Source organism: Flavobacterium sp. CAN_S2, assembly GCF_015752255.1.
Taxonomy (GTDB): Bacteria; Bacteroidota; Bacteroidia; order Flavobacteriales; family Flavobacteriaceae; genus Flavobacterium.
Window position 1 is genome coordinate 255903 of record NZ_JADOVA010000005.1, and the last position, 13528, is coordinate 269430.

General features: G+C 35.5%; 9 protein-coding genes. 3 read left to right on the forward strand and 6 right to left on the reverse strand.

Annotated elements, in window-relative coordinates; genetic code table 11:
- The first annotated feature begins 228 nt into the window (after window positions 1–228).
- The 3 genes from IWX80_RS14985 to IWX80_RS14995 all read left to right on the forward strand — a co-directional run bounded on the left by IWX80_RS14985 (window position 229) and on the right by IWX80_RS14995 (window position 3322).
- Complete coding sequence (locus IWX80_RS14985; protein WP_196854136.1) at window positions 229–1734, forward strand: aldehyde dehydrogenase family protein; 1506 nt, start codon at window positions 229–231, stop codon at window positions 1732–1734.
- A gap of 66 nt (window positions 1735–1800) precedes the next feature.
- Window positions 1801–2868 (forward strand): 2,3-butanediol dehydrogenase, encoded by a 1068-nt coding sequence (locus IWX80_RS14990; protein ID WP_196854137.1) that lies wholly within the window; start codon window positions 1801–1803, stop codon window positions 2866–2868.
- Between the two features lie 79 nt (window positions 2869–2947).
- Window positions 2948–3322, forward strand: a complete 375-nt coding sequence (locus IWX80_RS14995) for a DUF779 domain-containing protein (protein ID WP_196854138.1) — start codon at window positions 2948–2950, stop codon at window positions 3320–3322.
- Between the two features lie 2 nt (window positions 3323–3324).
- On the opposite strand, the gene IWX80_RS15000 is transcribed toward IWX80_RS14995, so the two are convergent.
- The 6 genes from IWX80_RS15000 to recG form a co-directional block, all read right to left on the reverse strand.
- Window positions 3325–4251 (reverse strand): AraC family transcriptional regulator, encoded by a 927-nt coding sequence (locus tag IWX80_RS15000; protein ID WP_196854139.1) that lies wholly within the window; start codon window positions 4249–4251, stop codon window positions 3325–3327.
- A 74-nt stretch (window positions 4252–4325) separates the two neighbouring features.
- The gene (locus IWX80_RS15005) at window positions 4326–5189 is read right to left on the reverse strand and encodes a bestrophin family protein (protein ID WP_196854140.1); all 864 of its coding nucleotides are present in this window, start codon (window positions 5187–5189) and stop codon (window positions 4326–4328) included.
- 28 nt (window positions 5190–5217) lie between these two features.
- Window positions 5218–6531: a TolC family protein gene (locus IWX80_RS15010; RefSeq protein ID WP_196854141.1), complete on the reverse strand. Its 1314-nt coding sequence runs from the start codon at window positions 6529–6531 to the stop codon at window positions 5218–5220.
- A gap of 73 nt (window positions 6532–6604) precedes the next feature.
- Window positions 6605–9700 (reverse strand): efflux RND transporter permease subunit, encoded by a 3096-nt coding sequence (locus IWX80_RS15015; RefSeq protein WP_196854142.1) that lies wholly within the window; start codon window positions 9698–9700, stop codon window positions 6605–6607.
- A gap of 68 nt (window positions 9701–9768) precedes the next feature.
- Window positions 9769–10827: an efflux RND transporter periplasmic adaptor subunit gene (locus tag IWX80_RS15020; RefSeq protein WP_196854143.1), complete on the reverse strand. Its 1059-nt coding sequence runs from the start codon at window positions 10825–10827 to the stop codon at window positions 9769–9771.
- A gap of 289 nt (window positions 10828–11116) precedes the next feature.
- On the reverse strand, window positions 11117–13222 hold the full coding sequence (recG, locus tag IWX80_RS15025; protein WP_196854144.1) for an ATP-dependent DNA helicase RecG: 2106 nt from the start codon (window positions 13220–13222) through the stop codon (window positions 11117–11119).
- Between the last annotated feature and the right edge of the window lie 306 nt (window positions 13223–13528).

Genomic DNA, 13528 nt, shown 5'->3' on the forward strand with positions numbered 1-13528 from the left:
GGTTGGAGTAAGAAACAATTTTTTTGGTTTTTTTGCGTCAGATTTGGTCTAATCTACATCGGAATAAAATGTTAATATTATAGTATAAAACAAAATTAAATGTGAATTAAACAATAAAATTAGGTTAAAAAAATATATATGAAAATTTAATGCTATTAGTTGAATGAATTGTGCTATAAAAAGAAGAATTAGGAAACTAACTTTGAGAAAATATAAAAATTTAACAATATGGATAACGTAGTACAAAGACCTGAATTTAAGGCTAAATATGATAATTATATAGGTGGAAAATTTGTTGCACCGGTAAATGGTAACTATTTTGATGTAGTTTCTCCTATTGATGGAAAAGTTTTTACACAAGCTGCTCATTCAAGTAAAGAAGATTTAGAGCTTGCTGTTGATAAAGCACACGAAGCTTTTCAAACATGGGGAAAAACATCTGTAACGGAACGTAGTAACTTATTGAATAAAATTGCTCAAGTTATTGAAGATAACTTGGAATACCTTGCAACTGTTGAGACGATTGATAACGGAAAAGCAATTCGGGAGACATTAGCGGCAGATATGCCTTTAGCAATTGATCACTTCCGCTACTTTGCCGGAGTTATTCGTGCTGAGGAAAGCTCGATTACCGAATTAGATTCGCAAACGGTTTCTATCGCTTTAAGCGAGCCTTTAGGAGTAATTGCTCAAATTATTCCTTGGAATTTCCCAATTTTAATGGCTGTTTGGAAACTTGCTCCGGCTTTAGCGGCGGGAAACACTGTAGTTTTAAAACCAGCAGAAAGTACCCCAATTTCTATTTTAGTTTTAATGGAATTAATTGGCGATATCCTTCCTCCTGGAGTTATAAATATTGTTAACGGTTTTGGGGCTGAGCTTGGAAGAGCTTTGGTAACGAATAAAAAAGTGTCGAAAGCAGCTTTTACCGGTTCTACGCCAACAGGTCGTTTAGTAATGCAATATGCTACCGAAAATATTATTCCAGTAACCTTAGAATTAGGTGGAAAATCTCCAAATATTTTCATGAAATCAGTAGGTGATGTGGATGATGATTTCTTCGATAAAGCGATTGAAGGAGCGGTAATGTTTGCTTTAAACCAAGGTGAAATTTGTACCTGTCCTTCTCGATTATTGGTTCATGAGGATATTTATGATAAATTTATTGCTCGAGTAATTGAAAGAACGGAAGCGATAAAAATGGGAAATCCTTTGGACAGAACAACAATGATGGGAGCGCAAACTTCTTTGGTTCAAAAAGAGAAAATTCTATCGTATATAAAATTAGGAAAAGAAGAAGGTGCAGAAGTTCTGACAGGTGGTGAGGAAAATCATCTGGAAGGGAATTTAGCGGAAGGATATTATATCAAACCGACACTTTTCAAAGGACATAACAAAATGCGTATTTTTCAGGAAGAAATTTTTGGACCCGTTTTAGCGGTTACTACTTTCAAAACAACGGAAGAGGCGATTGCTATTGCAAACGATACTATGTATGGTTTAGGAGCTGGTCTTTGGACACGTGACGCACACGAAATTTATCAGGTGCCAAGAGCGATTCAGTCCGGTCGTGTTTGGATTAATCAATACCATTCTTATCCTGCAGGAGCACCTTTTGGAGGATACAAACAATCTGGAATTGGTCGTGAAAATCATAAAATGATGTTAGGTCATTACCGCCAAACAAAAAATATGCTGATTTCTTATGATAAAAAGAGATTAGGTTTCTTTTAGAAATGAATTAAAAATTTAAAAAAGGTAAGTTATAAAGCTTACCTTTTTTTTATAAATCAAAATACTATGTCACCAAAAACAATGAAAGCTGCGCGCTGGCATGCTGCAAAAGATATTAGAGTAGAAGAAACTGAAATCCCTACAACCGGTTCAAACCAAGTTAAAATTGAAGTTCAATTTGCAGGAATTTGCGGTTCAGATCTTCACGAATACACACATGGTCCAATGCTGATTCCAGTTGAAAAACCCTATCCTTTGAACGGTCATCAAGGCACAACTACTTTAGGACACGAATTTGCAGGAATAATTTGTGAACTTGGGGAAAAGGTTAAACATTTAAAAATAGGAGATCGAGTGGTGGTAGAACCGCTTTTCAAAAACCCCGATAGTCCATTCATTACTAATGGAGAATATAATCTGTCTGAACCACTTGGTTTTGTTGGGTTAACATCTAATGGTGGTTTTGCAAAATATACTGTTGTCGAAGATTATATGGTCCACAAAATACCGGATTCGATGAGTTTTGAGCAAGGCGCATTGGTAGAACCTGCGGCAGTTGCTGTTTATGCTGTTTTACAAAGTGGTTTAAAAATGGGACAATCCTGTCTGATTTATGGTGCCGGACCTATCGGACTTTTGTGTGTTCAAGCTGCTATTGCTGCCGGAGCAGCAGAGGTTATCGTTGTTGATATCGCCGAAAAGCGTTTGGAAAAAGCAAAAGAAATTGGTGCAACAACCATTATAAACGGTAAAAGTGAAAATATTCCGCAACAAATTAAAGAATTGCTAACTGATGGTGTTGATGTTTTTCTTGATGCCGCTGGTGTTCAAGCCTCATTTGATGGAGGAATTGCCAGTTTAAAAAATGGAGGAACGGCTGTTTTGGTTGCTTTATTTGGAAAACCGGTAACACTCGATGCTTTTGATCAGGTTGTTCGCGAAATCACAATCAAAGGGATTATTGCCTACAGAAATATATTCCCTCAAGTGATAAAATTAATTGACCTTGGACGTATGCCAGTTGAAAAATTAGTAACTAAAAGAATTACTTTAGACGAGATTGTTACGGAAGGATTTGAAGTTTTGGTTTCGAATCCATCTCAAGTTAAAATTTTGATTGATATTAACGGATAGGATAAATCCATTATTAATTTTATAAAATCATACAGCCATAATTTTCAATAATTATGGTTGTATTTTTAAATCACAAATTATGATAAAAAGAATTGATGCCACAGATAAAGCAATAGAATTAATCAAAATTTTACAGGAAAAGCATGGAGATTTGATGTTTTACCAAGCTGGAGGTTGTTGTGAAGGAACGCAACCGCAATGTTTTGAAAAAGGAGGTTTTTACCAAAGATTGGGTGATGTTTGTATTGGTACAATAGAAAATACGGAGTTCTGGGTAGACAAGGATTTATTCGAATACTGGAAACATGCTCATTTTACTTTGGATGTTATTGATGCATTTGGAGTTGGAGGATTTTCATTGGAAACACCTTTGAAAAAAACATTCCGAATCGAATATAGAATTTTCACTCCTGAAGAAGAATTATCGCTTGAACCCGTAACGTATATTGAATAAAGCTAATTGATTACGTACAATAATTGGTATTGTTTTGGAGTAATTCCTTCGTGTTTTTTAAACAAACGAATAAAGTAATTGGAATCTTCAAATCCGGATAAGTAGCAAACTTCATTAATTTGTATCGTAGGATTTTTAAGCAACTGTTTGGCGCATCTTATTTTCTCGCCAATCACAAATTCGATAGGACTCATCCCTAATTCTCTTTTGAAAAGTCTGTAGAACGAAGTAGAGCTCATACAGGCTTTTTCGCTCAGATTTTTCATGCTGATATTTTCCTTTAAATTCAAGCGGATAAATTCTACCACTTGTGTAATGGGGTTTCTTGGATCGGCAAATAAACCATCGTCAATTGCTTTTGCAGTTTGAGTTTGAATTATCCGAATCAGTAATTCCTGCAAAGTCAAATCGGCCAAGGCATCTTTTGTAATCGACGTACTCATGCACTCTTTGATTAACTTATTTATCGTCGTGGCTAATTCCACATTATTATAAAAGAAATAATTTTGGTAATCCAATTGCCAGAATTGGTTTTTTCCTTCTTTTGGGTAGCGTTCGTTCAAAAACTGTAAAGTATCGGTAATTTTAGTTTGGTCTATCGCCAAAGCCAAACACTGCGTAGGATTATTTTTTGAAGCTTCCGGAAAATCTATTTTCATTTCCACATTTGAAGGAATCACAACGGTTTCTCCCGGTAAATAAACAAAACCAGGATCGTCAAAAAGATGCATTACTTTTTTGCCTCGTAACATGCTGGTTACCACAAAATCATTAAATTTCAAAGGAACTAATGCCGTAGATTCATAAGTTTCAAAAAGATTCAGCTCGCAATGATTCAACGAGTAAACGGTTCTGTTTTCAACTAATGTTTTTAATGATTTCTCGTTAGATAAAAGAGGTGGATTTATAAACGCGCGGTTACTATTCATATATTTTAAACTTTAAAAAGGCAAAGCTTAAATTTAATAAAAATAATTAGAATCAGAGCACGGTTTAACAAAATTTAAAGTAACTCTTCCACATGTTTTTTGATGTTCTCCGCAATTTTATGTGTAGGTAAATCATTTTCGTCAGTTCCAAAAGGATCTTCAATTTCCTCAGCAATTAACTCTAAACTAGCTAAAACATAAAAAATGAATACTACAACAGGAACTACATAATACCCAAGGCTAAAAGCATATCCAAAAGGTAAAGTCATCACATAAAAGAAAATAAATTTCTTCAAAAAAGCGCTGTAAGAGTAGGGAATAGGAGTATTTTTTATTCTTTCACAAGCTCCGCAAATATCGGTAAAGGATTTTACTTCTTCGTTTAAAATAATCAGTTGATCACCAGTTATTTTTTTGGAATCGTACAAATCATTAATCTTTTGAAACAACATTTTTGCAACCTGATTCGGCTTGTGTTTATGATGATCAATTTCTAAATCAACATCATCAAACAATTGTTTACTGGTTTCATCATCTTTTAAATGTTTATTTAAGATGGAAGCGTAGCTGGGAATTAATTTTCTGAAATAAGCTAAATCTTTTTCATCTGTTAAAATCACAGAAAGTTTAATGGCAAAATTACGGCTGTTATTTACTAATGCACCCCACATTTTTCGTCCTTCCCACCAACGATCGTATGCAGTATTAGTTCTGAAAACCAGCAATAATGAAATCACAAAACCAAGCATTCCGTGCATGATTGTAATATTCTTTACATAACTGTTCTCCGCTAATTTCCAATATTCAACTTCTAGATAGCCTATAATTCCCGAATATAGACCAATAGCCAACATTATTGGCAGTAATGTTCTAAAAGTGTCCGCTTTGTGAAAGCGAAATATAAAAGTGAACCAGTCTTTTGTATTGTATGAAACCATTTAAGATACTTTTTTTAACAAAAGTAAATTAAAAAATAAGATTTCCCGCCAATTCACGTAATGCGATTTCAGATAATTTTCCTTGAAATTGAGCATTACTATATCGTACTTTGGCGTTCACATAATTCAATTGTGCAGTTCTGAATTCTAAAGTAGTTATCGTTCCAATGCGGAATTTGTCTAAAGTTATGTTCAAATTTTGTTTGGCAATTAATTCATTATTTTCTTCCAAAGCAATCAATTCTAAATTCGTTAAATAGGTTTGATAAGAAGTTGCCAACTGTGAGTTTAAAGCTAAATTTTGCTGATCAATATTTAATTTGGAATTTTCAATTTGAATCTTGGCAATTTTCTCATTTCGGTTCTGTGCAAAACCATCAAATAAATTTAATGAAGCGCTAAAACCATAATTAAAACCTCTCGATTGTGATTGTGCGACAAAACCAAGACTAGATTGACTTTCTGAAAAATTGTAGGCAGTATTTACGCGTAGAGTAGGATAACGTGCCGCTTTTATTTGCTTTAATTCTAATTCAGCCACTCTTTTATTGATAATTTGAGTTTCTAATTGCGGATTTTGTTTTTCGGCTAAAGCTTTAAGCTCCGGCAATAATAGTAAGGAATCTACTTCAAGCTGATCAATTACTTTGAAATCTGTAGAAACATCTCTGGCCATCAATTGATTTAATAAAATTTTACTGTTGGCATACAATTCCTTTTGTCTCAACAGCTCCACTTGGTCAGTATTCAAATCCACTTGGGCATTCAAAACTTCTAATTTTGAAGCTTTTCCAATGGTAAATCTATTTTGTGCCAAAGTCAATCGCTGGTTTGAAATAACGATAGTTGTATCCAATGCCGCTAATTGTTGCTGCTGTTGAACCAAATCGTAATAAGCAGCATTCACATCACTGATTCTGGTAATCAATGTCAACTTTAATTGTGCTTCACCCAGTTTTTGCAACTCTTTCAATTGATCCATTCTAGCAAACATGCGCATTCCGTCAAAAATGGTCCAATCCAGTCCAACGCCATAAGTCAAACTATTGTTTTTGGCATTGTCTAATTCAGTTTCTGTCCCGTCCTGACGTGTTTGTGAACTATTCTGAATACTGTTATTATCAACTACATTAGCGGTAACAGTTGGCAACATTCCAGCGTTTCCGATAGCAACATTTGTTTTTTGAATGGTCAAATTATTGGTAGCAATCTTTATTTCGTAATTGTTTTCCAAAGCTATTTTAACAGCGCTTTCTAACGTCAGCACTTCCTGCGCACTAGCTGTTGCAGCGCAGAACAAGACTAGTATAAAGCTTTGAAAAAGTATTTTAGTATGTGTCATAATTATATTTTTTTGATTCGGATTAAAAAATCTTTAAATCTCTTTAATCAGAATCATCAGCATTCCTTTAAAATTAGTTGAAATCTTTTTCATATTCTTCAATATGATCAAATTCAGGATAGTGTTTTCTGGCTTTGGACCACATCAAATACATTGCAGGAATAACGAATAATGTTAAAACCAAAGAGAAAATAGTTCCACCTACAATTACAACTCCCATCCCAATTCTGCTCGTTGAAGCCGCTCCAAGAGACATTGCAATTGGCAATGCTCCAAGTGAAATAGCCAAACTCGTCATTAAAATTGGTCTTAATCGTGCTTCAGAAGCTTCTAATATGGCTTCTAATTTTGGTTTGCCTTGTTCCCGAAGCTGATTCGCAAACTCGACAATCAAAATTCCGTTTTTGGTTACCAAACCAATAAGCATTACAGTTCCAATTTGGCTGAAAATATTCCAAGTTTGATCAAACAACCACAAGGAGAATAAAGCTCCTGCAACGGCCATTGGTACGGTTAGAATAATAATGAAAGGATCGATGAAACTTTCAAATTGTGCCGCTAAAATTAAAAATATTAACAGTAAAGCCAATCCAAATGCAAAAGCAGTATTCGAACTACTTTCAACAAAATCCCTGGATTCTCCACCTAAATCAGTAGTAAAGGTATCGTCAAGAACTTTCGCTTTTATTTCGTTCATTGCATCAATTCCATCGCTGATACTTTTGCCCGGAGCAAGTCCAGCAGAAACAGTGGCTGCCATATACCTATTGTTGTGGTATAATTGAGGAGGATTACTTTTTTCTTCAATCGTTACCACATTGTCCATTTGAATCAATTGTCCCATATTATTTTTAACAAACATAGAAGTTAAATCCAATGGTTTTGAACGGTCTTTTTGGTCAAATTGCCCAATAACCTGATACTGTTTTCCATTTCTCATGAAATAACCAAAACGTTGTCCACTCAATGAAAGTTGTAATGTTTGCGCAATATCAATCACCGAAATTCCTAGACTCTCCGCTTTTTCTCTGTCAATGGTTACATTAACTTCTGGTTTATTGAATTTTAAATTCACATCACTAACCGCAAAAGTTGGGTTTTTAGCAACTTCATCCATGAAAACAGGAATTTTTTCTTCCAGTTTTTTAAAGTTAGGTGCTTGAATAATATACTGAATCGGCAATCCACCGCGTCTGTTTACAGCGATTGTTGGCTGCTCAATTACGGATGTTTTTGCGTCGGGATATTGCTTTGTCCATTTGGTCAGTTTCTCTGCAATTTCTTTTTGTGAGTCGGTTCTTTCATTTGGTTGAACCAATGATACCCGAATGAAACCACTATTTACTGACGAAGATCCAAAACCTGGAGAGGTTATTACCAAGGCAACTTTTTTGCCCGGAATTGAGTCATCAACTAATTTTGATACTTCTTGCATGAAGCGATCCGTGTACTCATAAGAAGACCCTTCGGGAGTTGACATTCTAAGTACAAAACCACTTCGGTCATCATACGGTGCTGTTTCCTTTTGCAAAAGGTTGAAGAACAAGTAAATTAGTCCAAAACAAGCAATTAGAATAGGGAAACTCAACCATTTTTTCTTCATAAAACGGCTTAATGCACTTGCATATCCGCTATTAAGTTGTTGAAAGTAAGGTTCTGTTCTAATGTAGAATTTTGATTTTTTTTGTTCACCACCTTTCATTAAATAGGCGTTCAACATTGGCGTCAATGTCAACGATACAAATGCCGAAATCAGTACCGCAGCACCAATGACGACGCCAAATTCCCTAAACAGTCGCCCGACAAATCCTTCGAGGAAAATTACCGGAAGAAAAACTGCTGCTAAAGTGATCGAAATCGAAATTACCGCAAAGAATATTTCGTTAGATCCTTTGATGGCGGCCTCGATAGGCGTCATGCCTTCTTCCACTTTTTTGAAAATATTCTCGGTGACCACAATTCCATCATCAACAACAAGTCCAGTTGCCAGAACGATTGCTAATAATGTCAATACGTTTATAGAGAAACCAAAAAGCCACATGATAAAGAAAGTAGCGATTAACGAAACAGGAATATCAATCAACGGTCTAAAAGCAATCGCCCAATCCCGGAAGAATAAATAGATAATCAAGATTACCAGAACAATTGAAATTCCTAATGTTTCCGCTACTTCAATAACTGATTTTTTTACAAAAATAGTATTGTCAATGGCGATATTCAGTTTAATATCTTTAGGTAAATCCTTTTTTAATTTTTCGAATTCCTTATAAAAAGCGGTAGAAATATCTAAATAATTAGCTCCTGGAAGTGGCACAATTGCGACACCAACTAATGGCGTTCCAGATTGCGTCATTTTAGTTTCTGTGTTTTCTGGTCCAAGACTTGCTAATCCTACATCGCTGAAACGTACTACTTTTTCACCTTCAGTTCTGATAATAATATTGTTAAATTCTTCAGGAGTAGAAAGGTTTCCAACTGTTTTTACCGTCAATTCGGTGTTGTCACCAGTTAGTTTTCCCGAAGGTAACTCTACATTTTGCTTGTTCAACGCATCTCTGACTTCCGATACGGTACATCCATAAGAAGCCAGTTTAACCGGATCAATCCACAAACGCATCGCGTATCTTTTTTGTCCCCAAATTTGAACACCACTCACGCCAGGAATAGTTTCAAGACGTTGTGAAATCACATTTTCAGCATAATCACTCAGTTCTAGTGCATTTCTCGTATCACTTTGTACGGTCATCGAAATGATAGCATCGCCATTCGCATCCGCTTTAGAAACTACTGGTGGAGAATCGATATCCTGAGGCAGGTTTCTAACGGCTTGCGATACTTTATCACGGACATCATTTGCTGCATCTTCCAGATTTTTATCCAGATTAAATTCGATAGTTATATTACTGCTTCCTTGCGCACTGGAAGAAGTTACATTTCTAATTCCGTCAATGGAATTGATTGCTTTTTCAAGCGGTTCCGTAATTTGGGATTCGATGATGTCAGCATTTGCGCCAGCATAATTCGTACGAATGGAAACTTGTGCAGGATCAATCGATGGAAATTCTCTTACACCTAGAAAAGTGTAACCAATTAATCCAAACAAAACTATGGCCAAATTGATAACTATGGTGAATACGGGTCTTCTAATACTTGTTGTGGATAAACTCATTTAGATTTTAGATTTTTGATTGCTAATTTTAGATTTTTGATTGTTAGGAACGAATCTAATATCTCAATCTATTTTATTAGAACTTTTACGGGAGTTTCGTTTTTTAATGACATAACGCCACTTGTAATCACGGTATCACCTGCTTTCAAACCAGAAAGTACAAGTATAGAAGCATCAGTTCTTGTAGCAGTTTCTATCATCACTTCTTTGGCTTGACCATTACTTGAAACGAAAACTTTTTTACCGTTTTGAACTGGAATAATGGCTTCTGTAGGAACAACAATCGCATCTTTTATGATATCCAATGGCAATTCGACATCTGCAAATGTTCCCGGTAATAATTTTCCGCTTTTATTTTCGGCAATAGCACGAACTTGTAAGGTTCTGGTAGCAACAGCCACTTCAGGTTCGATTGCATATACTTTAGCAGTGTATTTTTCATCAGAACCAGCGACTTTAAACGTTAAGGTTGTATTTGTTTTTACCTGACTTGCGTATTTTTCAGGAATCGAAAAAGTAATTTTTAATTTTCCGGTGTTCACTAATTTTGCCACTAAAATAGCTGGTGTGATGTAGGTTCCCGGTGAAATAGAACGCAATCCAATTCTTCCTGAGAATGGCGCTCTAACGGATGTTTTTGCGATTTGTGCTTTTATCAATTGACTTTGGGCTTGTGCCGATTTTAAATCAGCGCGTGCCAAATCATATTCTTCCTGACTTATAGCTTCTTTTTGTAGTAATAATTTGGCTCTTCTTTCGTTTTCCGAAGCTAATCCTTCTCTGGTTGAAGTTTGTCTCAATTGAGCTCTTAACTCTAAATCATTGACTTTAAAAAGCACTTGCCCTTTGCTAACATTACTTCCTTCCTGAAAATAAATACCTTCTACAATTCCAGAAACTTCACTACGAATTTCCACTTGTTCATTCGCTTCAATAGAACCAGAAAGAGACAAGTTATTATCAAAAGTTTGATATTCCACTACGATTCCGTTTACGCTCATCGATTTGCCTTTTCCTTTTGGGTCTTTTGAATCTTCATTTTTACTTTTGTTTTCTGAGATTCTGTAACCGATAAATCCAATGATTCCAATTGTTAGCACGGCATAAACTAGGTATTTAATTTTCATGGGTTTAATATAAAGTAGGATTAGTTTTCAATAATTTTAGTTAAAACAAATTTAGGTTTTAGAAACGGAAATTGTGATGTTGTTAATTTTTATTTAACGTTTGTACATACAAATATTAACATAAAAAAATGTATATGTTATAAATAGATGCATTCCATTACAAATAATAAAAATTAGGACTCCTAAAAATGCAAATGGTTTAATCAAGAATTGAAAAAAAGAGCTTTTTTTAAGAAAATAAATTTGGTAGCGTAATTTTAAACAGATAAAAATGTAGAAGAATATTAATTTAACTTATATAGTTCCAGATATTTTTCTTTTTAGTCATTTCAATAAAAACAGCTCTCAAAGCAGCATGTTCCGGTTTTTGCATTCCCGCATCTTCTTTAAGAAGTTTTAAAGCAAAATTTCTGGCTAAAGCCAAAATATCTCTGTCTCGAACCAAATCGGCAATTTGAAGATTAAGTACGCCGCTTTGTTGGGTTCCCATTAAATCACCAGGACCACGAAGCTTCAAGTCGACTTCCGCGATCTCGAAACCATCATTCGTTTGCACCATCGTTTCCATTCTGGTTTTACTGTCGGAACTCAATTTATGGCTCGTCATCAGAATGCAATAACTTTGCTCCGCACCACGACCCACACGACCGCGAAGCTGATGCAGTTGCGATAATCCAAAACGTTCAGCACTTTCAATAATCATCACACTGGCGTTAGGAACATTCACGCCAACTTCGATTACGGTTGTAGCTACCATAATATTGGTTTTCCCTTCCGAAAAGCGTTTCATTTCGGCATCTTTTTCCGCTGGTTTCATCTTTCCGTGCAGAATTGAAATCGAATATTGCGGCAATGGAAAATCTCTGGAAACACTTTCATAACCATCCATTAAATCCTTGAAATCCATTTTTTCCGATTCCTGAATCAACGGATACACAATATAGATTTGGCGACCTAAAGCGATTTCATCCCGAAGGAATTTCCAAACCTTCAATCTATTGCTGTCAAAACGATGTACGGTTTGAATCGGCTTTCGTCCCGGAGGTAATTCATCAATCACCGAAATGTCTAAATCGCCATACAAACTCATCGCTAAAGTTCGCGGAATAGGCGTGGCGGTCATCACTAAAACGTGTGGCGGAATCACATTTTTCTTCCACAATTTAGAGCGTTGTTCTACTCCAAAACGGTGTTGTTCATCAATTACTGCCAATCCTAAATTCTTGAATTTTACTTTGTCTTCCAGTAAAGCATGAGTTCCGATGAGAATATGTAACGTACCGTTTTCCAGTTCTTCATGGATAATTCGGCGTTGTGCTATTTTGGTTGAACCGGTTAAGATTCTGATATTTATATTTAAGGTTTCTGCTAATTCGGATAAACCAACAAAGTGCTGGTTTGCCAAGATTTCTGTGGGCGCCATCAAGCACGCTTGGAATCCATTATCAAGTGCCAAAAGCATGCTCATAAAAGCCACAATGGTTTTTCCGGAACCTACATCACCTTGCAGCAATCGGTTCATTTGGGCGTTGCTGCCCATATCCGTTCGGATTTCTTTGATAACTCTTTTTTGTGCATTGGTCAATTGAAAAGGCAAATGATGCTGATAAAAATTATTGAAATATTCGCCTACGGTTGCAAACGGATGCCCTTTTATTTTATGTTTCCTAATCAGGTTCTTCGTGATTAGTTGCAGTTGAATAAAGAACAATTCTTCGAATATTAATCGGAATTTGGCTTTCTCCAAAACTTCGGTACTTTTCGGAAAATGAATGTTGAATAAAGCCGCTTTTTTAGGAATCAGCTTCAATTCGTTGATTAAATAATCCGGTAAAGTTTCTGTGAATAATGCTTGCGTTTCCAGAAACAATTGTTGCATCATTTTATTAATCACTCGGTTTGAAATCCCACGATTTGTCAAGGTTTCTGTTGAAGGATAAACGGGTTGCATCGCCGAACGAAGGCTTTTTTCATGCTCACTCAACAATTCAATTTCCGGATGCGCCATATTGAACGTACTTCCAAAAGACGTGCATTTCCCGAAAATCACACACATTTCATTCAGCTTCAAACTCTCCCGAATCCATTTGTGACCCTGAAACCAAACAAGTTCCATTTGGCCTGTATCATCCACAAAAGTAGCGACCAATCGTTTTTGGTTTCTGCCAAATTCAACAGTTTTGATGTTGATGATTTTACCGATGATCTGAACTTCGGCAATGTTGTTTTGCAGTTCGTTAATCTTGTAATATCGTGTTCTGTCAATATATCTGTTGGGGAAAAAATTAACCAAATCCTGATACTTATAAATCCCCAATTCCTTTCGCAGCAACTCGCCCCGATTGGGACCTACGCCTTTAAGGTATTCGATGGGAGTGAGTAGGAGGTTTTGCATTTAGATTTTTTTGGACACAGATAAAACGGATTTGCTTCTCTCGACTTCGCTCGAAATGACAAAACGCAGATTAAAACGGATTTTTTGTTTGATGGAGCGAAGATAGTTTTTTGTTTGGAAATTTGGAAATGAGAATGCTTGGAAATGGAGTAAGAAAATTTGTATATTTGAAAAACAACTATTTCTATTCGGAGATTATATTAAAAACAATTATCTATCACTTAAAAAGAAAAAAATGCCAATATTAGAGTTTAATCAATATTCAGCTCCAGTGATATATCCAAAAGAGAATTATAAAGTTTATAA